This window comes from Luteimonas notoginsengisoli (assembly GCF_042648885.1).
In the GTDB taxonomy this organism is placed as follows: Bacteria; Pseudomonadota; Gammaproteobacteria; order Xanthomonadales; family Xanthomonadaceae; genus Luteimonas; species Luteimonas notoginsengisoli.
In genome coordinates, this window is sequence record NZ_JBHRYF010000008.1 from 471,361 (window position 1) to 496,221 (window position 24,861).

Sequence of the window (24,861 nt, forward strand, 5' to 3'; positions counted from 1 at the left end):
GCCCGCCGTGCGGGCGCCGAAGACGCCACCCGCGCCGCGCCCGGCGGGCGCAGCGCGGCAACGAGGCTCGCTGTCCGGACTCAGTCGCCGGGCACCGGCTTGAACAGCAGGTCCTGGTAGTCGTAGCTGAAGTCGGCCAGCGGCGACACCGCCTTCATGGTGATGCGCGCGACCTTGCCTTCGGCGTCGAGGCTGAAGGTGACGTAGGCAGGCTCGAGGGCCGCGTCGTCCCAGCGCGCGATGAACGTGTCGTACTGATGGTGCTCCAGCTTGCCGGCCATGTTCGGCGTCTGCCTGAAGTCGATGCGCAGCGCGCCGCTGCGCTCGGTGATCGCGATCGGGCCGTACCAGCGATCGGCGTAGTCGCCGGCGTAAGCCGCCACGGGCAGCGAGGGCCGCGACGCGTTGCGCTCGTCCGCACGCATGCCTTCCAGCGCCGCCAATCCGCCGGCGAGGCGCTCGCGGTTCCAGGTCTCGAAAGCCGTGACCCAGTCGCGCGACTCGAACCCCAGGTAGTGGTCGAGCAGCTCGTAGCCCAGGGCGCGCATCGTCTCCACGTCCTCGGAATTGATCTGCATCGCGATGCCGAGTTTGCGCTCGGGCACCATCACCACGAAGGCGAGCGCGCCGAACACCGCGCCGCCGTGCTGCAGCACCTTCACGCCGCGGTAGTCCTGCACGTTCCAGCCCAGGGCATAGCTGGAGAACTGCGGGGTGATGTCGGTGATCGGCGCCGGGTAGGAATGGATCGCGATCGGCACCTGCGGCGACCACATCACGCGCGCGCTCGCTTCGCTCCAGACGCGCTTGTCGCCGCCGGGAAGCGCGCCAAGCGCGAGCTGCGCCTGCATCCAGCGCCCCCAGTCGTTGGCGCTCCACGACAGGCCGCCGGCCGGCGCCGCCACCTGGCCCAGACCTTCGCGCTCGGGCAACACCTGCTGCTTGCCCAAGCCGCGCAGGCGCGGATCCAGGCGCGCGTGCGGCTGCGCGCGGTTGGCCGTGGCGAAGCGATCGGCCTCGTCGCTCACCGCCGTCTTCATTCCCAGTGGCTTGAAGATGCGGTCGCAGACAAACTGCTCCCACGGCGTGCCGCTGACCTCGGACACCAGCTCGCCGGCGACCACGTACAGGATGTTGTCGTAGGCATAGCCGCTGCGGAAACTGGTCGCCGGCTCGATGTCGCGCAGCGCGCGCACGATGTCGCGGCGGCTGCGCGAGGTGCGCGGGATGTACAGCAGGTCGCCCGCGCCCAGGCCCAGGCCGCTGCGATGCAGCAGCAGGTCGCGCACGGTCATCTCGCGGGTGACCCACGGGTCGTACATCCGGAAGTCCGGCAGGTGGTCGATGACCCTGTCGTCCCAGCCGAGCTTGCCGTCGTCGACCAGGATCGCCAGCGCCGCCGCGGTGACGGCCTTGCCGGTGGAACCGGTGGGGAAAATGGTGTCGGCGTCCACCGGCGCGGACCCACCGAGCTTGCGCACCCCATAGCCCTTCGCGCTGACGACCGCGCCCTCCTCGACGATCGCGATCGCCATGCCCGGGACGTCGCGCGATCGCATCGCCGCCTCGACCCGCGCATCGAAGCCGTCCGGGGGCGCGGCCACGGCGGCTGCGGCGCACAGCAGGCTTGTCGCGATCGCGACAAGCCGCAGGCATTTCGACATGGCCATCATCCTGATCTCCCTAGGTCTGCTCATGGGGTTCGGCGGCGAGGCGACCGGGCCGGCGCCACAGCAGCCAGATCCCCCAGGTCATCAGCGGCAATACGTAAATCGCCAGGAACAGCCAGGTCAGCGTGCCGTAGCCCTTCGCGATCAGGTCGACCAGCCCGACGGCGCTCGCGGCGTACACCGCCACCAGCATCACGCCGATCGCGATCGCCGGGCGCAGCGCCTGCGGCATCGGCCGCCGTCGCGCGTCGTAGGACTTCGCCACCCGCTCGTTGATCGCGTGCAGCAGCGCCACGCCGGTATCGACCAGGGTCAGCAGCACCGCGAGCTGGAACGCCCACTCGAACCAGGGCGCCTGCAGCTTGGCCAGCAGGAACGCGGACGGCAGCGCGACGTCGGCGATCTCGGACGGGTAGCCCATCATCGCGATGTAGAACACGACGCCCGGCAGCATGCCCAGCGGCCCGGCCAGTGCGCCGGCCACCAGCGCCTCGCGGCGACGGGCGAGATGACGGACGCAGAACAGCACCGCGGGAATCGTGGCGACGTTGTAGCCGGCGTACGTCACGCCGGCGGTGAACCAGCCCTCGCCCACCGGCATCGACGCGAAGCTGGCTTCGATGCGATCGCCGAACGCAGCCACGCTCCACACCACGAACGCGAAGTAGACGAGGTACAGGTACCCCACCGAGATCGTCAGGAATTTCTCGATCACCGTGGCGTTGAAGAACAGCAGCGCGCCGGTGGCGGCGATCATCGCCAGCGAACCGGCCAGCCTGGGCAGCCCGAACAGGCTGTGGGCGATCTCGCCCGCGGCCGCGCCCATCACCGCCAGGATCACGATCATCAGCAGGAAGTAGCCGATCTCGAACACGAACCAGCCGCGGCCGAGCAGGACCTGGAAGAACGACCGGTAGTCGTAGGCGCGCGCAACGCGTGCCAGTTCGAAGCTGGCCATCAGCACCGCGCTCCACACCAGCATGCTGACCAGCATCCCCAGCAGCCCCCCCCACGGCCCGGCCGGCAGGAAGAACTCCACCAGTTCGCGCCCGGTGGCGTAGCCGCCGGCGATCACCGCGGCCTGGAAGACGAAGCCGGGCAGCAGGTAGCGCTGGAACCAGCTTGGCGCTGCGCTCATGGCGTTCCCGTGTGCAGTGCGGTTCCCCGGCGCGATGGCCGGGTCGCGGTGACGGCAGGATTCCCCGCGCGGCGCGGAATGACAGGCCGTGGCGCCGCGTGACGTGCATCGATCGCATCGCAGGCGGGCGCCGGACTCATGCCAGGCAATCCTCCACCAGGCGCTCGAACGCCGCGCCGCCGCGCATCGGGTCGGCGACTGCGCAGCCCAGCCGCTCGCGCTCGTCGTCGAGCAGGCGCAGCGCAGCGGTCGGGTCCAGGTGCGAGGTGTTGAGGCTGACGCCACCGCAGCGGATCGCCGGGTTGGTGCGCCGCCCGAGCTGCAGCGCCAGGGCGATGGTGTCCTCGATGGTCGGCAACGCGAAGTCCGGATGCCCGAGCACGCGTTCGCGCCCGGGCTGGTGGCAGACCACCACCACGTCGGGCTGGCTGCCGTGCAGCAGTGCCAGCGACACGCCGGCGTAGGCCGGATGGAACAGCGAGCCCTGTCCTTCGATCACGTCCCAGTGACCGGCGGCCGCATCGGGCGACAGCATTTCCGCCGCGCCCGCGGCGAAGTCGGACACCACCGCGTCCATCGGCACGCCGCCGCCGGCGATCAGGATGCCGGTCTGGCCGGTGGCCCGGAAATCGGCGTCGATCCCGCGCGCGGCGAACGCGCGTGCCAGCGCGAGCGCGGTGTATTTCTTGCCCAGCGCACAGTCGGTGCCGACCGTGAGCAGGCGCTTGCCGCTGCGTCGGCGGCCCGACCCGACCGGGATGCCCGACGGCGGCTGTCGCACGTCGATGAGGCGGCGACCAAGGCGCTGGGCGGCATCGCGCAGCGGCGCGACGTCGGCCAGTCGCGTGTGCATGCCACTGACGATGTCCAGGCCTGCCTCCATCGCCTGCAGCAGCGACGGCATCCAGGACACCGGGATGTGACCGCCCGCATTGGCCACTCCGATCACCAGCGAGCGCGCGCCCGCGGCGTACGCGTCCGCCGGCGCCATCGGTGCCAGGCCGGTGGTCACGCCCGCACCATCGCAGCGCAGTTCGCCGACGCAGCGTTCCGGCGCCCAGTCGCGCAGGCCGAAGGCGGTCTTGGCGTAGCTGGGTTCGCTGATGTCGCCAAGAAACAGCAGGTAGGGGCCGGGAAGCGCCTGCATCATGTGCGCTCCGGCCCGCGGGAGCGAGGCCACGGCGCCGTGCCGGCGCTCCTGGCGGGCGGCTGCGCGGTGGACGCCATCGACCTGGACTGCACGGATGCCTAGAACCGGTAATCGACTTCGATGCCGAACGTGCGCGGACGGATCGGCGTGCCGACCTGGAACGGCACTTCGTCGGTCAGCGCATTGGTCCTGTTGGCGATCGTCTGGTACGCGCGCTCGTCGGTGACGTTTTTCACGTACGCACGGATCGACCAGCTGTCGTTGGCGATGCCCGCGTACAGGTCCAGCGAGCTGTAACTGCCGACCTCGATCGCCGGGGTCGTCGTATCGTCCACCACCACCGCGGGCGTGGTGTCGGTCCTGATGACCTGGCGTTCGCTGGTGCCGGTCGGACGGTCGTCCACCCAGCGGACGCCGCCGCCCACGTTGCCTTCCCAGCCGCCGCCGAGCTCGAAGTAGTAGTCCGCGGTCGCCGACCAGGAATATTTCGGGATATAAGGCAGCGTGTCGCCCTCCAGGCCGTTGTTGAGCTGCACGACGTAGGGCGGGGACGGGATGAACAGCGGCGGCAGGTCCTCGCTGAGCGTGGCATCGGTGTAGTTGGCGTTGAACCCGAGCTGCAGGTTGCTGGTGGCGCGGAACCGCGTGGACAGTTCGAGTCCCTGGCTCCGTGCCTTGCCGCCGTTGGCCAGCCCCGAGTTGCCGTTGAAGTAGGTGATGATCTGGATGTCTTCCCAGTCGATGCGATAGGCCGCCAGGTCCAGCTGCAGCCGCGCGTCTGCGAACAGTCCCTTCAAACCCAGCTCGTAGCTGGTCAGGGTGGAGGAATCCACCGCCGGCGGGATACCCGGCAGGACCACGTTGGGTCCGCCGGGCTGGTAGCCGGTGGCGACCTTGGCGTACAGCAGCGTGTCGTCGTCGAGCTGGAATTGCGGGCTCACGCTCCAGGTGAACACATCCTCGCTGGAGCTGTTGTCCGTGTCGGCGATGGGCAGCAGGATGCCTTCGGACACGTTCTGGCTGAAGTCCTGGTCGTTCTTCGCATAGCGCACGCCGGCACCGATCTTGAAGCGCTCGGTGAACCGGTACGAAGCATTGGCGAAGACCGCGGTTTCGCGGTACTCGGTGGGGATTTCCAGGTAGGCCAGGGTCCCGGCGATGCCGTCGTACGGCGCCGGCAACGGGCTGCCATCGAGTTGCCGCAGCGCGATGAACTGGGTGTTGTTGCCGGTCTCCCGGGTATGGAACGCGCCCAGCAGCCATTCGAACGGCGATCCGGACTTGGACGTCAGCCGGAACTCCTGGGTGAACTTCTCCAGGGTCAGGGCGTTGTCGAAGTACGCGCTGCCCGGATCGGGCAGGCCGAGTCCGAGATTGGTGAACTGGCCGTATTCGACGGTGGAGTCCGCGCGGAAAAAGGCCTTGGTCTTCGAAAAGCCGGTCGCGGAAATGAAGTCCGCCCAGCCCAGGTCCCAGTCGAGCGTACCGGCGTAGAAATCCATGTCCCTGCGGAAGGTTTCGTCGAACCAGATCCGGTTGGTCAGGTCGCCGTCGATCGCATCGCCGGTGGCGGGGTCGAGCGCGACGTTGCCATCGTTGTCGGTGTCCGCGGTCTGGCGCATCGCCGAAAGCTTCAGGCTGACGGCATCGCCCTGCCACAGCAGCGCCGCGCGCGCGCTGGTCTGGGTGCCGTCGTTGATGTCGTCCTCGCCGCTGATCGTATTGTCGACGTAACCCGGGATCTCGTTGCGCGTGTAGCTCAGCCGCAGGCCGAGCCGGTCGCGGGTGATCGGCAGGTTGGCGCCGAAGCGGACGGTCTTGCCGATCTCGCCGTCCTGCACGCTCGAGACGCCGGCGCCGACGCGGAACTCGGTCTCGGAAAGATCCGGCTCGCGCGTGACGTACTTCAACAGGCCGCCCATGGCGCCTGCCCCGTACAGGGTGCCCTGCGGTCCGCGCAGCACCTCGACGCGCTCGATGTCGTAGGGCAGCAGGTCCAGGGCCAGCTGCGTCGCGCGCTGGTACAGGCCGCTCGAACCCAGCGGCGTTTCGTCGATGTAGGTGCCGATGGTGGAGCCGGACGACAGCGGCGCGATGCCGCGCATCGAAATGATGGTCTTGCCGGGCGAGCCCAGCGACACCGCCTGGAATCCGGGGATGTAATCCGCGTAATCGCTGAGCTGGGTGGCGCTGACTTTCTCCAGCTGCTCGCCGTCCAGCACGCTGATCGCCGACGCCACCTCGTTGATGTTTTCCACGCGCTTGTTGGCAGTGACGGTGATCCTGCCGAGGTTGGTCGGTTCGTTGCCGGCGCTTGCCTGGTCCGGATTCGCCGCGCTCGCGTCGACCGGCTCTGCATTGGGCGGCGCGCCAGCTGGGTCCTGCGCGAGCACGGCGCCGCTGGATGCCAGTGCCAACGCGCCGGCGATGGCGACGACCAGCGGCGAGCGACGGGTCGACCTTGCGGAATTGGAATGTTGCATCGTGCGTGTCCCCCGACAGTGGTGCATTCGATGACCGGAACCAGGCGCGGAGCACCGCGCAGTGGCGCGGGTCCATTCAGGCATATTTGTCCCGTCGGGGACTATTGATCCTGATTAGAGAAATGTCAACCTGTCTCGCGACGCCGGACCAACGGCTCGAAAGATCGGCGAGCGCGGGCATCCCGGCGCTCGCCGCTCATCGCCGGCTGCCCTTGGCAGCGCTTCCCCGCCAGCCCGGGCCGCGGACGACGCGCCCCGGCATCGCTCCGGTGTGTTCCCCGTCGCGCAGCACCTGCACGCCGTTGACGAACACGTCGCGGACTCCGGTGGCGTATTGCATCGGCTGCTCGTAGCTGGCGTGGTCGGCGATCGCTTCGGGGTCGAAGACCACGATGTCGGCGTAGCACCCGACGGCGAGGCAGCCCCGGCCCTGGAGTTTCCAGTTCTGCGCCGGCAGCCCGGTCAGCCGATGCACGCCCTCGGCCAGGGTCATCAGCCTGCGGTCGCGCACGTAGTGGCCAAGGAAGCGCGCGAAGTTGCCGTAGGCGCGCGGGTGCGTGCTGGACTTCAGGAACACGCCCTGCGGCGCGGACGATTCGGCGTCCGATCCCAGGCTCACCCAGGGCTGCTCCAGGCCCAGCTCGACGTTGTCCTCGCTCATCAGGAAATACGCCGCTCCCACCAGCGACTGATCCTCGCTGATCAGGTCGAGGACCGTTTCCTCGGCGGACTTGCCGCGCAGCCGCGCGACCTCGGCCAGGGTCTTGCCGGCGAGCGGCTTGAGCTTGTCGTTCTTGAAGCCGAGCAGCAGCACGCGATCGTCGGAGCCGGCAAGCAGGCGGATGTTCTCCCAGCCGGCGCCAGGGTCCCGCATCTCGGCGACGACGCGCTCGCGGATCGCCGGGTCCTTCAGGCGCACGATCATCGCCTGCAGCCCGCCGGCCTGGACCCACGGCGGCAGGCCCGCCGTGAGGCCCGTGGCACCTGCGGTATAGGCATACATGTTGGCGCTGACCTCGAGGCCCTGGCCGCGTGCGGCGTCGATCTTCGCGATCGCCTGGGCCATCTTCTGCCAGTTTTTCTCACCCGCGGCCTTGAGGTGGTAGACCTCGGCACGCTCGCCGGTGGCGCGGGCGATGGCGATGGTTTCGTCCAACGCTTCAAGCAGGCGGTCGGCCTCGCTGCGCATGTGCGCGATGTAGCCGCCACCGGATTCAGCCGCGGCCTGGGCGAGCGCGGTCAGTTCGCGGCCGTCGGCGAACGTGGCCGGCGGATAGATCAGCGAAGCGCCAACGCCCAGCGCGCCCTCGTGCATGGCCTGGCGCACCAGGTCCTGCATGCGCGCGAGCTGCGCGGGGTCGGGCTTGACGTCGTCTTCGCCAAGCTCATGGATCCGCACCGTGGTGGCACCGACGAACGAGGCGACGTTGGGAGTGACGCCGCGCGCGGCAAGCCAGTCGAGGTATTCACCGAGCGTGGTCCATTCGACGGGATATTCGATATCCACCTGCTGGGCGACCGCATCGGCGCGCATCTTCTCGGTGTAGGGACCCCAAGACCAGCCTTCGCCGAAAATCTCCAGGGTGACGCCCTGCTTCGTGTCGCTCATCCCGCGTCCGTCGGCAACCAGCGAATCGACCGCCCAGCTCAAGGTGTTGATGAATCCCGGCGCGACGGCCCTGCCCCCGGCGTCGAATACCCGCGCGGCCGGCCCACCGCTGCCGGTCGGCAACAGCGCCACGATGCGATCGCCGCGCACCGCGACATCGACGTGCTGTGGCGCAGCGCCGCTGCCGTCGTAGACCACGCCGTTGCGGATCAGCAGGTCGTAACGCGGCGCCGGGGCGGCGGCGACGGGTGCGCCTGCGGAGACGTCGCGCCCGGGAAACGCCGATGCGCAGCCCGCCAGCGCGATCGCCAGCGCGGCGGGAAGCAGGGATGCGGCCAGTCGAGCCATCACCAGTCTCCGTTGGAATGTGCGGCGGTTCGACGCATCCGGTCCGTGGCCAGCGCTGGCAAGGCGCGGAACGTCGGCCGCCTCGTCCACGAAATCCTGCCCGACGCTTTCACGCATCGCCGAGCAACGACTGCGATCCCTGCCCTGCATCCTCAGGCGAGCACTTCGAACAGCCCGATGCCGACGAAATTGCCCAGCACGTAGCCCAGCACGCCGGTTGCCACCGCCGGCACCGCCAGGCGCCGCCAGCCAAAGAGCACGGCGAACGCGATCGCGATCGGTGGCCCGCCGATGCAGGCCGTCGACGCAATCACGATTTCCGCATGGTTGAGCCGGCACAACCGCGCGCCGGCCAGGATGAAGACCATGTGCACCGCGAAGATGATCAGCACGTAGGCGAACAGCGCCGGCGCCGCACCCAGCAGCGCGCCGATGTCGGCACCCGCGCCCAGCAGGGCGAAGAACAGGTACATGAACAACGTCGCCACCAGCTCCGGCCCGGCGAGCGACCTGAGCCAGCGGCGTCCCAGCGTCGCGATCGCGACCATGAGCACGGTGATGTAGAGGATCGCGTAGCTGGGCTGGCCCAGCGCGTCGGCGGTCGCCGTGCCCAGCGCGCAGGCGAGCGTCGCCAGGCCGAGCGCCACCGCCAGGTCGATGACGGTGGGAATGCGTTGCGCGGCGTCGTCGCCTTCCAGCGGCTCGCCCAGGTGGTCGGTCCGCCAGGCGAACCGGCCCTTGAACGACGGCCAGGTCGCAGCCGCGCCGATGAACAGGAAATAGCCCAGGCCGACGACGTTGTCGATCGCCACGCCGGCGGCGAGGCTGGTCGGGTCGCGGAACCCGATCGCTTCGGCGACGGCGGCGAAATTGAGCGATCCGCCGACGTAGGTGGCACTGAACACCGCGGCGTACTCGGCCTCGTGCGGGCCGAGGTCGAGCAAGACCGCACCCGCCCACGCGCCCGCGACCACACCGACCGCGCCGAACAGGAAGGCAACCAGCGTGCGTCCGCCTTCGACGACGATGCTGACCAGGTCGGCGCGCACCAGGAACAGCGCGATGGCGAGCGGGACCAGGGTGGTCCAGATCACGTCATAGGCCGGCGCCGACGCCGGGATGACGTTGAAATTGGCCAGCGCGATGGCCAGGGCGATGACGAACATCACCCCCGAGACGCGCTGCCCGGCCTTGGTTTTTTCGAGCGTGGCGCCGATGACCGTGATCGCGAAGAAGACGGCGAGCAGCGCGAAGGTATTGTCGGCGGGGATCAACGCCATGGTGGGTGGCCGATCATTCCGCGGCGGCCCCCGCGCCCCAGACCGCATCGGGGCACTCGATCAAGCCGTCGCGGTAGACCACGCCCGGCGTGCGGTCCTGTTTCAGGAACACCGGCCCGTCCAGGTCCACCACGTCGCAGAACTGGCCGAGCACGAACGCCGGCGCCATCGCCAGGCTGGAGCCGGCCATGTTGCCGACCATCACCTGCTTGCCCAGTTCGCGCGCGCGTCGTGCCATGCGCAGGCCTTCGGTCAATCCGCCGCACTTGTCGAGCTTGATGTTGATGACCTCGAAGCGCGCATGCCGCGCCTCGAGTTCGGCCAGATCGAGGATGCTCTCGTCGGCGGCGATCGGCAGCACGCGTTCGATGCCGTCGAGGTCGGCCTCGTGCCCGCGCCGGCACGGCTGCTCGAGCAGCGATACGCCCGCCTCGACCAGCGTCGGCAGCAACGCCGGCAGCGTGGCCGCGTCGTAGCCCTGGTTGGCGTCGACGCCGATCCACGCGTCCGGGCAGCGCCGGCGCACGGCGTGCACGCGCCGGCCATCGAGACCCGCTTCGCCGGTGAGCTTGAGTTTCAGGGCGCGCGCGCCGGCGTAGGATGCGGCCCGTTCGGCCATGACGTGCGGTTCGTCGGCGCCGACGGTAAACGTGGTGAGCAGCGGTCGCACGCCGTCGAGCCCGGCCAGTTTCCAGACCGGGACGCCGCTGCGCCGGGATTCGAGTTCCCACAGCGCGCAGTCGAGCGCGTTGCGCGCGCCGCCCGGCGGCAGCAGGGCGTTGGCGGCGGCGCGGTCGACGCCGGCTTCGATGCGCGCGCGCAGCGATTGCAGCGTGGCCAGCATGCCTTCGGGGCGGTCGTCGTTGTAGTACACGCCGGCCGCCTCGCCGCGGCCGATGTGCGCACCGTCGCGCAGGGTCACCACCGTCGCCGGCATGGCGTTGAAGACGTAGCCGGAGATGCGGAACGGCGCCGACAGCGGCAGCGGTTCGTTGTGCAGTTCGAGTTGCAGGCTCACGGGCGTCCGGGCAGGTTGGGGATGCGGGCGGGCGGGAATGTCGCCGGCCCGCGTCGGTCGGAAGCGGGATCAGTAGAAGGCGCCGTATCCGGGCAGGTGGTGGGCAATGCCGATCCACAGCAGGAACAGGCAGGCCAGCGCCAGCACGATGCTCCACGCCTTGGCCCAGCGACGGCGACGGCTGCGCAAGACCTGCCAGCAGTTCCACAGCGCGGCGAGTGCGCCCAGCGGCAGCACCACCAGCGCGAGCAGGCGCACGGCGTGGACCAGGATGTCGCTGCCGGGGCCGAGGCGCTCGAGGTCGCTCATCATGAACAGCACCAGGCCGAAGGCGCCGAGCGTCACCAGCAGCACTGCCAGCGCGGCGATGCGGACGATGCGGTGCGCACGCGCATCGCTGCCCGAGAGGCGGTACGACACGCCGTAGTGGCGGCGGACGAAGGCCGACAGCGGCCACGCGAGGACGGTGGCGAGCAGCGCCAGCAGGCTCAACCCCAGCAGCGGCAACACCAGTGCGGGCGACTTCCACCAGGGCAGGCGCTGGAACACCATGATCGCCGCATACGGCTCCATGCTGAAACGCGTGACCTGGCCATCGACCACGTCGGCGGCCAGGCGGTCGCCACTGGCGACGTCCTGCCACAGGTAGGGCTCGATCTCCCGCCATTTCTTCGGCGCGCCGGAGGCGTCGAGCGCCATCGACACGCCGATGGTGCCGTCCTCGTTGGGGAAGACCTTGACCGCGCCGAGCAGGTTGAGGAGCGACATGAAGTTGCTGTCGGGGCGGCGGCTGCTGCCGTAGGCGCCTGCGATCTGTTGCGCATGCAGCTTCGCGTCGGCGGCGGACACGGCGGCTTTCGGAGCGGGCGGGCCGGGCAGGTAGCGGTCGGCGAAGCCTTTGCTGAGGTTGTCGCGGATCAGCAGCGGCGCGCCGTCCCGGCCGGCGCTGTTCATCGACACGAAAATGCCGATGCCGTCGTCGAGGAACAGCTGCAGGTCGCTGTGGAACCAGCTCGTGTCGCCGCCGTGCGAGATCGCGCGATGGCCGTTCATCGATGTCTCGTAGAAGCCCAGCATCATCCGGTTGAGCGAACCGACCGACGCCTGGCCGGTGGTGTGCATCTTGCGTGCGGTCTCCGCGCGAAGGATGCGGGCGTCGCCGTAGGCACCGTCCTGCAGGTGCGCGATCATGAACTTCGCCATGTCCGGACCGGTGGCGGCGAGGCTGCCGGCCGGCGCCAGGCTGATGAACTCGTAGCCCTTCGGCTTTCCGTCGGAGGCGCGCTCGTAGCCTTTCGACATGTTCGCCAGCAGCGCCGGCGGCAGCGGCTGGCGGAAGCTCGAATGCGCCATGCCCAGCGGCGCGAAGATGTGCCGGTCGATGTAGTCGTCGAAGGTTTCGCCCGACACCCGCTCGATGATGTAGCCCGCCAGCGCGGTCGCGTAGTTGGAATATGCCGGCGTGGTGCCCGGTTCATGGATGCGCTCGGGCACCCAGCGCTTGAGCGCCTCGCCGAGCGGCACGATTTCATCGGGATTGCTGGTGATCAGGCCGCGGATCTGCTCCTCGAAGCCCACGGTGTGCGTCATGACCTGGCGCAGCGTGGCCGGCTTGCCGTCGCGCGGGGGAACCTTGAAGTCGATGTACTGGTTGAGGTCGGCGTCCAGGTCGAGCTTGCCCTGCTCGACGAGCTGCATCACCGCCGTCCAGGTGAACAGCTTGGAGATCGAGCCGGGCCGGAACAGGTGCCTGGCCGGATCCACCGGCGTGCGCTTGGCCAGGTCGGCGTAGCCGTAGCCCTTCTGCAGCAGCACCTGGCCGTCCTTGACCACCACCACCACCGCGCCGGCGATGTCGCCCGTCTGCAGCGCGTACGGCATGTAGCCGTCCAGCCAGGCTTCCAGGTCGGCGCGGGTGAGCGCGGGTCGGCCGTCGGCGGCGGGCGGCGGTGGCGGCACAGCGTCCTCTGCGGCTGGGACCGCTGCCTGGGGCTTGGCCAGCGCCGGGGCCTGCGCCGATGCCGGTCGCGCGGGCGAGAACGCCGCCAGTGACAACAAGAGAACCGAAACGAACCAGATCGCACGCATCGACATGTCTCCCCGTCATGCCCGTGGGCAGTTGGACCGGCGGCCGCGGACTCACCGCCACCACCGAAGGATTGCTCTGTTTCGCAATAATGATCCTGATCAGAGAATTGTCAACCCGTCTGGCAAATACGTTCGCGTGGCGGATAATGGGCGCCATGGGCCCGAACGCCCGGCGCCGGTCCCGGCGCGCAGCACCGCAGGAGCCACGACGCATGACCTCGCAACACCCCACCATCGGCAGCCTGCTGCGCGGACTGCGCGCCCGCAACGGCTGGACGCTCAAGGAAATGAGCGAGCGCTGCGGCATCCCGCTGTCGACGCTGTCGAAGGTCGAGCACGACCGGCTGACCCTCACCTACGACAAGCTGCTGCAACTCAGCCAGCGGCTCAACATCCGCATGTCGGAACTGTTCGCCGAGCAGGACGAGGCCGCCGAGCCCGCGGTGACCGCGCGCCGCAGCATCGGCCGGATCGAGGACGCGATCCGCGTCAATACGCCCAACTACGACTACTACTACCTGTGCCCGGAACTGCGCCGCAAGCGCATGATCCCGGTGCTCACGCGGGTGCGCGCCAACAGCATCCGCGAGTTCGGCGACCTGGTGCGCCACTCCGGCGAGGAGTACATCCACGTGCTCGAAGGCAAGGTCGAGGTGCACACCGAGTTCTACGACCCGATCGTGCTCGGGCCGGGCGAGTCGGTCTACATCGATTCCAACATGGGCCATGCCTATATCGCCGCGGCGGGCTGCGATGAAGCGCTGCTGCTCGGCGTGTGCTCCAGCGCCGACGAGCAGCTGCTGGAATCGCTGATGACGCTGCACGGCGAAGACACCTCGCCGCCCCCGCCCGCGGCCAGGCGGATCGCGGCGCCGGCCCCCAAGCCTGCAAGTCCGCGCGCGCGGCGCGCGCGAGTGGCGGGCACGGCCGCGGGCAAGTCCAAGCCCGCGCGCTGAGGGAAGCCAGCGCGCCGGGGCGTGATGCGTCGGCGCAATCCCGGCGCTTCGCCGCTGGGTCCGCCATGCTGTAGCCGCTGTGCCGTCCGCGTCGCGCCAGATTCCGAAACGGCAAGCCGCCGCACACGTCGCTCAGACGGTGCCGCGATTCTTCCCCATCCAGGGCCGGTACCACGCGCGGATCGCGGCCATGTCCGCGGCCATGTCGTCGGTCAGGTGGAACAGCGGCCCGAAGCCGATGATGCGGTCGGGGTAGTGGAAGTACATACGCAGCACCGGGACGTCGGCGGCCTTGGCGATCTTCCAGAAGCCGGTCTTCCAGCGTTCCACCCGCTTGCGCGTGCCCTCGGGCGCCAGCCCGTACCAGAAGCGATCGCTGCCGTGGATCAGCGCGGCGGCCTGCTCGACCACGCCCTGCGCGGCCTTGCGATCCACCGGGATCACGCCCAGGCGCCTGAGCAGGAAGCCCAGTACCGGGATCCGGAACAGCGAATCCTTGCCCAGCACGCGGATGTCGACGCCCAGCGCGAGCTTGGCCGCGAAGCCCCACAGGCCGTCCCAGTTGGACGAATGCGGCGCGCCGATCAGCACCAGCCGCGGGATGTCGGGCAACGCCCCGGCCATGCGCCAGCCGCCGAGCTTCAGGATCGTGCGTCCCAGCCAGCGGGCGATGCGGCTGGGCTTCACCCGCGGGGCGTTCGGCGGCAGTGGCAGGACCACGTCGTCGTGCGTTGGCGTCATGCGTTCCCCTGGCTTGGCCGGCGGTCAGTCCCAGTCGCGGCCGCCGGTGCCGCGGCCGCGCTTGATGGTACTGCGTTCGCGCTTGGCGTCGAGGCGGCGCTGCTTGGACGCGCGCGTGGGCCGCGTCGCCAGGCGCGGCTTGGGCGCATGCAGGCCGGACTCGATGAAATGCGCCAGCCGCTCGCGCGCGTCCTGGCGGTTGCGTTCCTGGGTACGGAAGCGCTGCGCGTTGAGCACCAGCACGCCGTCGCCGGTGACGCGGCGGTCGCGCCGGGCCAGCAGGCGCTCGCGCACCGGCTCGGGCAGCGACGGCGACCGGGCGATGTCGAACCGCAGCTCCACCGCGGTGGACACCTTGTTGACGTTCTGCCCGCCGGGGCCCGCGGCCCGCACGAAGCGCTCGACGATTTCATGTTCCGGGATGGCGATCGCCGGCTGGGTCATGGGAGTCCTCCGCCGACGATTGTAGAGGGCGGGCGCTGCGCCGACCCGTTGCGCGCTTTTCCTGGATCGCCCACACCGGTGGATGCGTGTCCCGGGCCGCCCGGCCTGGCTGCGGTCGTCGGCGTCGCCGGCCTTCAGTTCGGTGCGGCCTGGCCGATATCGGGACGTACAGCCGGCATGGGCTTGGACCCGCGCGCCGGCGGGAGCGGAAATGGACCTGGAAAACGCACCGATGCAGATCGACGCCCTGGGCGACTGTGGACGGCGCCTGGGCCACGCCGTGGAACGGCTGCTCGCGGCGCCGGACAAGCGCACCTTTGCCGAGCGCGCCGGCGAGTATCTGGTCGCACAGGGTTTCACCGGCGTCGCGGTCCAGTGGCGGACGCGGGAATCCGATTCCGGCCCCGAGCCCGGCGCCGCGCAAGCCGCGGCGGCGCCCATGCCGGACGACCGGATCGGCCGCCTGGCGGCCCGCATCGAGGTGGCGTCCGGCACCCGGGCGATCGACGTCGTCGTGGACGGCGACGAGCCGCTGCGACCGCGGCTGGAAGAGCATTGCCGCTTCCTCGCCCCGCTGGCGTCCTCCACCTTCGAGAAGGTGCGGCTGACCGAATCCGAACGCCTGCAGTCGGCGCTGTTCGCCATCGCCGACATGGCCAGCTCCGACATGGAGCTCAACGCGATGCTGCGCGCGCTGCACGGCATCGTCGGCCGCTTCATGTACGCGGAAAATTTCTACATCGCGCTCTATGACGAGGCGACCGACGCGCTGCGCTTCATCTACCTGGTGGACACGGCCGACCCGGTGGTGCGCGACGCCAACGAATTCATTCCGATGTCAGTCATGGATCGTGGACTGACCTGGTACCTGATCCGCGACCGCAAGCCGCTGCGCGGCACGCTGCAGGACATCCGCAAACAGGTGTCGGGCCCGACCCGCGACATCGGCATGGATTGCCACGACTGGCTCGGCGTCCCGGTGGTCGTCGGCGAACGCGTGCGCGGCGTGCTGGTGGTGCAAAGCTACGTCGAACGGCCGCGCTACACGCTGGCCGACCAGGCGCTGCTGGGATACGTCGGCAGCCACATCCTCAACGCCGTGGATCGCAAGCTCGCGCAGGAAGAGATGGAACGCCGGGTGGTCGAACGCACCCAGGCGCTGACGCTGGAGATCCAGGAGCGCCAGCGCAGCGTCCGCATCCAGGAGACGCTGTTCCGGATCGCCGAGCTGTCGCACACCGCGACCAACCTCGACGAGTTCTACGCCGCCATCCACGGCATCGTGGGCGAGCTGCTCGACGCCCGCAACTTCTATATCGCCGTGCTGTCCGAGGACGACGGCGCGCTGCGTTTCCCGTATTTCGTCGACCAGGCCGGCGCCAACGAGACCGACCGTCCATTGGGCAACGGCCTGTCCGAGCACGTCCTGCGCTCGGGCCGCGCCTGGCTGATCGACCGCGGCGACGCGGCCACGATGGCCGAGCTGGAGTCGCTGGTCGCGCGTGGCGAACTGGCGCCGCTGGGCCCGGAACCCGAAGCCTGGCTGGGCGTGCCGCTGATGCTGGGCGAGCGCGCGCTGGGCCTGCTGGCGGTGCAGAGCTATACCCCCGGCGTGGGTTACACCGAGCGCGACCGCGAACTGCTGACCTTCATCTCCTACCAGATCGCCAACGGCCTGGAACGCCAGCGCGCCGCGGCGGCCCTGAAGGACGCCTACAACGACCTCGAGAAGCGCGTGGCCGAGCGCACCGTGGAGCTGTCGCAGCAGATCCGCGTGCGCGAGCAGGTCGAGCAGCGGCTGCAGCACGAAGTGCTGCACGATCCGCTGACCGGACTGCCCAACCGCGCCTGCCTGCGCAGGCGCCTGGTGCACGCGCTGAGGCTGCGCGACGCCGATCCCGAGTTCCGTTTCGCCGTACTGTTCATCGACCTGGACCGCTTCAAGGTCATCAACGATTCGGTCGGGCACCTGATCGGCGACGCGCTGCTCAAGGAAGTGGCCCAGCGCTTCAGCCGCTGCGTGCGCAAGGACCGCGACATGGTGGCCCGCCTGGGCGGCGACGAATTCGCGATCGTGATGGAGTTCGAGGACGCCGACGATCCGCTCCGACTGGCGCAGCGGATCATCGACTCGCTCAAGGAGCCGGTGCGGGTCCAGGGCAAGGAGCTGTTCACCGGCGCGAGCGTCGGCGTCGCGCTGAGCTGCCATCGCTACAAGGAGGCCGAAGACCTGCTGCGCGATGCCGACATCGCGATGTACCGGGCCAAGTCCGGGGGCCGCCACCGCTTCGAGCTGTTCGACGAGGACCTGCACGCGCAGGCGCTGTCGCTGCTGGAAGTCGAGGGCGACCTGCGCCGCGGCCTGAACCGCGGCGAGTTCGTGCCGTACTTCCAGCCGATCGTGCGGCTGTCCGATGGCGGGACCGTCGGCTACGAGGCGCTCATGCGCTGGAACCACCCGCTGCGCGGCGTGCTGGCGCCGGCCGCGTTCCTGCACGTGGCGGAGGCGAGCGGGACGATGGAGACGCTGGACTGGCAGCTGTTCGAACGCGTGCTGGCGACGATCCCGCGGCTGCTCGATCCGGGCCAGTACATCAACCTCAACTTCTCGCCGCGGCACTTCCGTTCGCCCGACCTGGACCGGCGTTTCCTCGAGCTGCTTGCGCGCCGCGGGATCGCACCGGGCCAGGTGCGCATCGAAGTCACCGAGGGCGTGCTGCTGGAAAACCCGGAGCAGATCGGGCACGTCTTCAAGCGCCTGCTCGCGGGCGGCGTGCTGATCGCGCTGGATGATTTCGGGACCGGCTACTCCTCGCTCAGCTACCTGCACCGCTTCGACCTGCATACGGTCAAGATCGATCGTTCCTTCGTCCACGACCTGGACAGCGGCGAGGAAAGCGCGAGCGCGGCGGTGGTGAAGGCGATCCTCGCGCTGTCGCGGGCGCGCCACCTGGAGGTGGTGGCCGAGGGCATCGAAACCGAGCCGCAGCGGCGCGCGCTGCTGGCGCTGGGCTGCGGACTCGGCCAGGGCTACCTGTTCGCGCGGCCCGCTTCTGCCGAAGCGCTGGTGTCGGCGCGCGAACAAGCCAACGCACCGCCTTCGTCGCGGGTGTGCAACGCCTGAGCGACCTCGCGCGCGACGTTGTCGCCGAACATCGCCAGCGCGCGCGCGAATCCGGCGTCCACCGGGGCGTCGGCGACGATCCGGCGGCCGTCCTGCGGATGCACGAACGACAGCCGCGACGCATGCAGCAGCATCCGGTGCACGCCGCGCATGCGGAAGATGCGGTTGTGGCGGCCATCGCCGTGGCTGGTGTCGCCGATCAGGTGGTGCGACAGGTGCTTGAGGTGGCGGCGGATCTGGCGGAAGCGACCGGTTTCCGGCCGCGCGCGCAGCAGCGCGTAGCGCGAGGTGGAAAAGCCCGCCGAGGGTTCGTCGAGTTCCATCCTGGCCAGGCATTCGAACCGGGTCAGCGCGGGCTTCTTCACCGGCTTGCCGGGCCCGCCGTCGAGCGGATGGTCGACCACGAAGCTGGCCTCCGGCGGCCAGCCGCGGCATACGGCCAGGTACTCCTTCTCGAAAGCCTCCTGCGGCGCCTCGCGCGCCATCAGCGCCTTGCCCAGCTCCGAAGCGGTGTCGCGGTCGAAGGCCAGCAGCAGGCAGCCGCTGGTGGCGCGGTCGAGCCGGTGGACGAGGAAGATCCTGGTACCGAACTGCTCGCGCAGCCGGTCCGCGGCGAAGTCGCTCTCCCCGCGCGCCAGCTTGCTGTCGTGGACCATCAGGCCGGCGGGCTTGTCGACCACGGCAAGGAAATCATCGCGGTAAAGCACGTCGAGCTCTTGCCCCCTCCCCTGCGAAGGCAGGGGAGGGCTGGGGAGGGGTTGCGTGGGATCAGGCATCACTTCACTTCAGGCTTCGCAGGATTTCACCGAGTACGACCTCTGTGTCCACGAGTACATCGTCATTCCAGAACCGCGGCACGCGATATCCGTTGCATTCGATCCTTCGCGTGCGCGCAGCATCCTCTGCAGTCCGCTCGACGTGCTGGCCGCCATCGAGTTCGACGACCAATCGCGCCTCGATACACGCGAAATCCGCGATGAAGCCGGCAATGGGATATTGGCGCCGGAACTTGTAGCCGGCGAGCTGGCGGCCCCGCAGTTGTTGCCAAAGATGCTGTTCGGCATCGGTCGCATTGTTTCTCAGGGAGCGCGCGTTCTTCCAGATTTCTTCCATGAAACCAATTCCTTTCGGCAACGGCGCAGCGATCCGGCGCAACCCCTCCCCAACCCTCCCCTGCCTTCGCAGGGGAGGGAGCTGATCCCGATACTCCACGCCTCGCAGGGAGGGAGCTCTCAGCGCCGCGGCCACGCCGCCGCGACCGCCCATAGGCCGCCGATGCCGGCGATCCAGGCGGCGGCGGGGATCGACAGCAGGCGCGGGCCGCCGGCTTCCAGGCCGTACAGGATCGCGGCCACGATCAGCAGGCCGCTGCCGAAGATCGCCGCCACCGTGCGCCGCTGCACGCTCTTGATCGTGTGCACCAGCTCCGACAGGTCGCGCGATCGCAGCGCGAGTTCGTGCTTGCCCTGCACCTGCTGGGTCAGCCACGCGTGCACCAGCCGCGGCACCTCCGGCGCCTGGGTGATCAGCTCCGGCAGGCGCTTGCGGAATTCGCCGGCCAGCCTTTGCGGGCTGTAGCGCTCGGCCAGGATGCGTTCCAGCACCGGCCGCGCCACCGCCCAGATGTCGATCTGCGGGTCGAGCTGGCGGCCGACGCCCTCGATGTTGAGCAGGGTCTTCTGCAGCAGGATCAGTTGCGGCTGCAGGGTCAGCTCGTAGCGCTGCGCGGTGCGGAACAGCTTCAGCAGCACCTCGGCCAGCGAGATCTGCGACAGCGGCCGGGTGAAGTACGGCTCGCACACGGTGCGCGCGGCGGCCTCGAGCTCGTCGATGCGGATGTGCGACGGCATCCAGCCGGCCTGCACGTGCAGCTCGGCGATGCGGCGGTAGTCCTTGTTGAAGATCGCCATGAAGTTCTCGGCGAGGTAGTACTGATCCTCGCTGGAGAGCTGGCCCATGATCCCGAAATCCAGCGCGATGAAGCGCGGATTGGCCTTACGCGCCGGGTCGCTGTCGACCCAGATGTTGCCGGCGTGCGCATCGGCGTGGAAGAAGTTGTCGCGGAACACCTGGGTGTAGAACACGCGCACGCCCTTGGCCGCCAGCGCCTTGCGGTCGATGCCGGCGGCATCGAGCGCTTCGATGTCGTCGCTGGGGATGCCGTACACGCGCTCCATGGTCAGCGCGCGGCCGGCGCTGTGGCTCCAGATCGGTTCGGGCACGTAGAGATCGTCCGAATTCGTCCAGAAGCGCCGCAGCACCGAGGCGTTGGCGCCTTCGCGCTGCAGATCCAGCTCGGCGGCGAGCGTGCTCTCGATTTCGGCGACGATCTCGCGCGGACGGATCTTGTCGGCGCTCGGATGGGCGCGGTCGACCAGGCTCGCGATGTTCTTCAGCAGCGCGATGTCGGAGGCGATCTGGCGCCCGATGCCCGGACGCAGCACCTTGACCACGACTTCGCGCTGCGGCGTGCCGTCCTCCCCGCGCAGCGTCGCGGCGTGGACCTGGGCGATCGAGGCGGACGCCAGCGGGACGGTGTCGAAGTCTGCGTAGGCATCGTCGATGCCGCGCCCCAGCGACTGCTCGACGATGCGTCGCGCGGTGTCGCCGTCGAACGGCGCGACCCGATCCTGCAGCTCCGACAGCTCGTCGGCCACGTCCGGTGGCACCAGGTCGCGGCGGGTCGACAGGATCTGCCCGAACTTGACGAAGATCGGCCCCAGTTCCTGCAGCGCCAGGCGCAGGCGCGCGCCGCGCGACTGCGCGGCCAGCTCTCGCGGCGCGCGCGGCACGAACGGCCGCATCAGCTTCAACCAGCGCTCGGCCGGGGTGCCGTCGAACAGGTCGTCGAGGCGATGGCGCACCAGCACGCGGCCGATGCGCAGCGCACGCAGCGCGCCCTTCATCGTGGCGCCCCGCCGAGTCGCGCGACGCGCGCGGCTACGCGTTCGAAATCGTCGCGCAGCGCGTCGACGTCGTCGTGGAAGGCGTCGAGCTCGTCGCGACCGACCACGTCGCGCGACTCCTCGACCACGTACTCGGCGGCGTTGCCAGCCAGCTCGCTGCCCAGCGTGCGCGCCTGCTTCAGGGCGCCCGCCAATCCGTTGGCGACCTGCACGCCGAGCACGTCGCCGAACACCGCGACGAACGGCTGCTGCCAGTCGGGATCGAAGCGTTCGGCCAGCCGCTGCAGGCGGCGCGCGAGATCCGCATCGCCGGAGATGCGCATGCCGCCGATCGGCGGCGCCTCGTCGCGACGCGCACCCAGCAGCCCGGGCAGCTGGCCGAGCAGCGCGCCGAGCGTGCTGCGCACAGACAGGTCGGGCTCGCCTTCCTTCGCGACCGGACCGACGACGAGGCGCTCGCCCTCGACTCGCAGCTGCAGGGCGAGCGGTGGCGACTGCAGCGCCAGTTCGATGCGCCGGCCGTCCAGCGCGCGAAGCGCCTCCCGGGTGTCGGGATCCAGTGCAACCGCACGGTTGAGCCCGGCTTCCAGGACCCGCCCGGCGGCAGGCTTGAGGGCGTCCAGCGGTGAAGTCGGGGCACGGGCGTCGGTCATGGCCCATTGTAGCCGTGGGTCCGTGGTGGTCCGGCAACCACGCTTGTGGAGGGCGTGCGGGAGCGGAGGCGGCTTCTCCCATGTGCGCCGGAATCAATTCAACAGCGGCGAGCAAACGCGAAGCTGCCGCCGCGCCAGGCAGCGGCTGGCGCGAGGTGCGGGTAGCTCCAAAAGACAGGCACAAAAAAAGCGGGCCCGTTTCCACGGGCCCGCCTGGTCACGCGATGCGTGGCGTCAGACGCGCTTGCCGCGCAGCAGCGACACCACGGCCAGGATCAGGAACACGACGAACAGGATCCAGGCGATGTTGGTGGCGGCGCCGGCGATGCCGGAAAAACCGAGCACCGCGGCAATGATGGCGATGACGAAGAAGACGATGGCGTAGTGCAGCATGGACAGGCTCCGGTGCGGTGATTGGCCGCCATCTTCCGCACGGCGAAGTCGTCACCGGGTGATGGCGCCGGGGCTTTCCCACCAATGCTTCAGCTGGGTGAGCCCGTCGTGAAACGACACCCGCGGCCGGTAGCCGAAATCGCGCTCGGCTGGGGCCATGTCGTACCAGTGCGTCGTGCTCAGCTGCTCGGCGAGGAAGCGGGTCATCGGCGGCTCTCCGCGCAGCGGCAGCAGGGACCACAGCGCTTCGCACGCCGCACCGGCCGCGTAGGCGACGCCGAACGGAATGCTTTTGTCGACCAGCGGCGCGCCGGCCGCGCGCAGCAGTCCGTTGACTACTTCGCGCACGGTCTTCGGCTCGCCGTTGCTGATGAAATACGCGCGGCCGGCGCAGGCCGCGCCGGGGCCGAGGTGTTCGAACGCATCGAAATGCGCCTGCGCGGCGTTGTCGATGTAGGTGGTGTCGATGACGTTGCTGCCGTCGCCGACGAAGCGCAGCCGGCCGGCCCTGGCGCGCTCGACCAGGCGTGGCAGCAGCTGGTTGTCGCCCGGACCCCAGATCAACCGCGGGCGCAGCGCGACGGTGGCCAGGGTGGTGTCGTTGGCGGCGAGCACGGCCTTTTCGGCGATCGTCTTGGTGGCGGCGTACGCAGCCTTGAAGCCTTCGCCATAGGGCACGCTGTCGGCGGTGCCGCCCGCTACCGGATGGGTGGCGCGGTGGGTCACGCTGGGGGTGGACGTGTAGACCAGGCGGTCGATGGCGTGGGTGCGGCACGCGGCCAGCACGTTGTCGGTTCCGACCACGTTGGCGCGGTGGTAGCTGTCGTGGCTGCCCCAGGCGCCGGCCTTGGCCGCGTTGTGGAAGATCGCCTCGCAGCCACGCGCCGCGGCGACCACCGCGTCGCGCTCGGCGAGGTCGCCGCGCAGCTGACGCACGCCCAGGGTGTCGAGCACCGGGTACAGGCCGCGATTGAAGCTCACCACTTCGTGCCCGCGCTGCACCAGCCCGCGACACAGCGCGCGGCCGAGGAAGCCGCCGCCGCCGGTGACCAGGATCTTCATGCCTGCCTCCGCAGTTGTTTCGCCGCCCACGCCGCCAGTGTCTCGCGCCCGATCTTGGCGTTGTGGCGGATGTCGACCGGAAAGCGCGGGTGGAACAGGAATGTGTCGACCTGCGCGGTGTGCACGAAGCCTTCACCCAGATGGCGCAACTCATCGGCGATGCGCGGCTGCGCGCCGCGTGCGACGCCGGCGCGCAACTCGACGCAGAGCACCGGCCGCTGCGGGCCGGGGGCGCCGATGCCGACCAGCGCGGTGCGGCGCACCTCGGGGTGGGCGTTGAACACCGGCTCGACCTGCTCGGTGCACAGGGTGCCGGCGGCGGTCACCACGCGCTGCGACTTGCGGCCGCAGAACCACAGCCGGCCCTGCGCGTCGAAGTAGCCCAGGTCGCCCATGCGGTGGACGATGCGTTCACACTGCCCACTCGCGCCCTCGCCCCTATCGGTGTCCTCCGACCGGGAGAGCGAATTGCCGCCGGCATCGCTCTCCCCATGCCGGAATAAAGGGCCGCTCGCGCTTGCCGGAGAAGTCTCGCTGGCGGAGCTGTTCGCGGCGGAAGCGACGTTCTCCCGGATCTTCGCCAGTCGCGTCTGCGCGTCGCGGTTGAAGTAGCTGTCGGTGGCGCTCGGACCGGCGACGGTGATCTCGCCGACCTGGCCCGGCCTGACGAGCAGCGCGTCGGACCAGTGTTCGATCGCCTCGTCGCTGACCTGGATGATGCGCACCTCGTTCGGCGCCACCGGCCGGCCGACGCAGGTGCCCGCGCCCTGCTCGGTGCGCTCGCGCAGCGTGAGCAGCTCGCGCCCTTCGATCGCGGCCACCGGCAGGCATTCGGTCGCGCCATAGGGCGTCCAGAACTGCGCGTCGTCGGGCAGCAGCGCCTGCATCTTCGCCACCACGTCCGCCGGCACGGGCGCGCCGGCCGACGTCACGCAGCGCACCGTCGGCAGCGCCGCGCCGTGCTCGGCGAGCACCCGCATCAGCGCCGGCGAGCCGAACAGCTGGGTGACGCCGAAACGTTCGATCGCCGACAGCAACTTCGCCGGATCGGCCGCGGCGGGGCGCGTCGGGTCCATGTCGGGAATGATCGAAGTCAGTCCGAGCGCGGGGTCGAACAGCGCGAACGGCGGGAAGGTCGGCAGGTCGATGCCGCCGGCCTGCATGCCGAACGCCGTGCGCAGCATGTCCACCTGGGCTGTGAAATGCCGGTGCCGGTACACCACGCCCTTGGGCACGCCGGTGGAGCCGCTGGTGAACAGGATCGCGGCGACGTCGTCGGGGTGGGTGTCGCACAGCTGCGGCCCCGCGCCCGCACCGTCGCGTTCGACCTGCGCCAACGTGGCGTCGGCCAGCCACGCGCGCGCCCCGGTGGTCACGCGCACGCGCGCTGATGTCGCCCAGCCGAGCAGCCGGCGCGCCAGCATCGAAAGCGGGATGCCGATGAACGCTTCCGCCTGCGCCTCGCCCAGGCACTGGCGCAGCGCGCGCTTGTCGATGCCCGGGTCGACCAGCACCGGCACCGCGCCGGCCTTGAACAGCGCGAACATCAGCAGGAAGAACTCCGGCGTGGGCCGCACCATGACCACGGTGCGGGTGCCGCGGGCGACGCCGCGGCGCGCGAGGCCGGCGGCGATGGCGTCGCTGCGCGCATCGAGCTGCGCGTAGTCCAGGACGACGTCATAGCGCGCGCCGCGACCGGGGCAGCGGATCGCGACCTGGTCGGGGCGCTGCGCGGCCAGTTGCGGCAGCGCGGCGGCGATGTTGCAGACCGGGTTCATGCGGGGATTATCGCCGCCCG

The 24,861-nt window shown here is 69.7% G+C and carries 18 protein-coding genes and 1 pseudogene; 2 read left to right on the top strand and 17 right to left on the bottom strand.

Annotation, left to right across the window (positions count from 1 at the left end):
• Positions 1-80: 80 nt before the first annotated feature.
• The 8 genes from ACFOM9_RS09940 to ACFOM9_RS09975 all read right to left on the bottom strand — a co-directional run bounded on the left by ACFOM9_RS09940 (position 81) and on the right by ACFOM9_RS09975 (position 12,784).
• Positions 81-1,664, bottom strand: coding sequence for a serine hydrolase (locus ACFOM9_RS09940; RefSeq protein WP_386709734.1), 1,584 nt, complete (start codon positions 1,662-1,664; stop codon positions 81-83).
• 19 nt (positions 1,665-1,683) lie between these two features.
• A complete protein-coding gene (locus ACFOM9_RS09945; protein WP_386709737.1) occupies positions 1,684-2,808 on the bottom strand; it encodes a YkvI family membrane protein in 1,125 nt (374 codons plus the stop codon).
• A 136-nt stretch (positions 2,809-2,944) separates the two neighbouring features.
• Positions 2,945-3,958, bottom strand: a complete 1,014-nt coding sequence (locus ACFOM9_RS09950) for a DUF1611 domain-containing protein (protein WP_386709740.1) — start codon at positions 3,956-3,958, stop codon at positions 2,945-2,947.
• 98 nt (positions 3,959-4,056) lie between these two features.
• Positions 4,057-6,441: a TonB-dependent receptor gene (locus tag ACFOM9_RS09955; RefSeq protein ID WP_386709743.1), complete on the bottom strand. Its 2,385-nt coding sequence runs from the start codon at positions 6,439-6,441 to the stop codon at positions 4,057-4,059.
• Positions 6,442-6,637: 196 nt separating this feature from the next.
• Positions 6,638-8,398, bottom strand: coding sequence for an N-acyl-D-amino-acid deacylase family protein (locus ACFOM9_RS09960; protein WP_386709746.1), 1,761 nt, complete (start codon positions 8,396-8,398; stop codon positions 6,638-6,640).
• 152 nt (positions 8,399-8,550) lie between these two features.
• Positions 8,551-9,678, bottom strand: a complete 1,128-nt coding sequence (locus ACFOM9_RS09965; protein ID WP_386709749.1) for a DUF819 family protein — start codon at positions 9,676-9,678, stop codon at positions 8,551-8,553.
• Positions 9,679-9,691: 13 nt separating this feature from the next.
• Positions 9,692-10,696, bottom strand: coding sequence for a dipeptide epimerase (locus ACFOM9_RS09970; RefSeq protein ID WP_386709752.1), 1,005 nt, complete (start codon positions 10,694-10,696; stop codon positions 9,692-9,694).
• Positions 10,697-10,765: 69 nt separating this feature from the next.
• Complete coding sequence (locus tag ACFOM9_RS09975; RefSeq protein WP_386709755.1) at positions 10,766-12,784, bottom strand: serine hydrolase; 2,019 nt, start codon at positions 12,782-12,784, stop codon at positions 10,766-10,768.
• 212 nt (positions 12,785-12,996) lie between these two features.
• On the opposite strand from ACFOM9_RS09975, the gene ACFOM9_RS09980 reads away from it, so the two are divergent.
• Positions 12,997-13,740, top strand: coding sequence for a helix-turn-helix domain-containing protein (locus ACFOM9_RS09980; protein ID WP_386709758.1), 744 nt, complete (start codon positions 12,997-12,999; stop codon positions 13,738-13,740).
• Between the two features lie 132 nt (positions 13,741-13,872).
• On the opposite strand, the gene ACFOM9_RS09985 is transcribed toward ACFOM9_RS09980, so the two are convergent.
• Positions 13,873-14,481, bottom strand: coding sequence for a lysophospholipid acyltransferase family protein (locus tag ACFOM9_RS09985; RefSeq protein WP_386709761.1), 609 nt, complete (start codon positions 14,479-14,481; stop codon positions 13,873-13,875).
• A gap of 24 nt (positions 14,482-14,505) precedes the next feature.
• Positions 14,506-14,925 carry an alternative ribosome rescue aminoacyl-tRNA hydrolase ArfB gene (gene arfB / locus ACFOM9_RS09990; protein WP_386709764.1) on the bottom strand — a complete coding sequence of 140 codons (420 nt, stop codon included), beginning with the start codon at positions 14,923-14,925 and terminating at the stop codon, positions 14,506-14,508.
• A 682-nt stretch (positions 14,926-15,607) separates the two neighbouring features.
• Here arfB and ACFOM9_RS09995 point away from each other — a divergent pair.
• A complete protein-coding gene (locus ACFOM9_RS09995; protein ID WP_386711003.1) occupies positions 15,608-18,049 on the top strand; it encodes a putative bifunctional diguanylate cyclase/phosphodiesterase in 2,442 nt (813 codons plus the stop codon).
• Here ACFOM9_RS09995 and ACFOM9_RS10000 read toward each other — a convergent pair.
• The 7 genes and pseudogenes from ACFOM9_RS10000 to ACFOM9_RS10030 form a co-directional block, all read right to left on the bottom strand.
• Positions 18,040-18,825: pseudogene (locus ACFOM9_RS10000) on the bottom strand (pseudouridine synthase); the annotation flags it as partial. The gene ACFOM9_RS09995 and the pseudogene ACFOM9_RS10000 sit on opposite strands and share 10 nt — an antisense overlap.
• 4 nt (positions 18,826-18,829) lie before the next feature.
• Positions 18,830-19,162 (bottom strand): endonuclease domain-containing protein, encoded by a 333-nt coding sequence (locus ACFOM9_RS10005; RefSeq protein ID WP_386709767.1) that lies wholly within the window; start codon positions 19,160-19,162, stop codon positions 18,830-18,832.
• 119 nt (positions 19,163-19,281) lie between these two features.
• Entirely contained in the window at positions 19,282-20,955 is a 1,674-nt protein-coding gene (gene ubiB, locus ACFOM9_RS10010) for a ubiquinone biosynthesis regulatory protein kinase UbiB (protein WP_386709770.1), read from the bottom strand.
• Positions 20,952-21,608, bottom strand: a complete 657-nt coding sequence (locus ACFOM9_RS10015) for a ubiquinone biosynthesis accessory factor UbiJ (RefSeq protein WP_386709773.1) — start codon at positions 21,606-21,608, stop codon at positions 20,952-20,954. The genes ubiB and ACFOM9_RS10015 overlap by 4 nt, the downstream gene beginning before the upstream one ends.
• A gap of 234 nt (positions 21,609-21,842) precedes the next feature.
• Complete coding sequence (locus ACFOM9_RS10020) at positions 21,843-22,001, bottom strand: DUF1328 domain-containing protein (RefSeq protein ID WP_386709776.1); 159 nt, start codon at positions 21,999-22,001, stop codon at positions 21,843-21,845.
• Between the two features lie 51 nt (positions 22,002-22,052).
• Positions 22,053-23,063: a 2-alkyl-3-oxoalkanoate reductase gene (gene oleD / locus ACFOM9_RS10025; RefSeq protein WP_386709778.1), complete on the bottom strand. Its 1,011-nt coding sequence runs from the start codon at positions 23,061-23,063 to the stop codon at positions 22,053-22,055.
• Positions 23,060-24,841, bottom strand: a complete 1,782-nt coding sequence (locus ACFOM9_RS10030; protein ID WP_386709781.1) for a fatty acid CoA ligase family protein — start codon at positions 24,839-24,841, stop codon at positions 23,060-23,062. The genes oleD and ACFOM9_RS10030 overlap by 4 nt, the downstream gene beginning before the upstream one ends.
• Positions 24,842-24,861 lie beyond the last annotated feature (20 nt).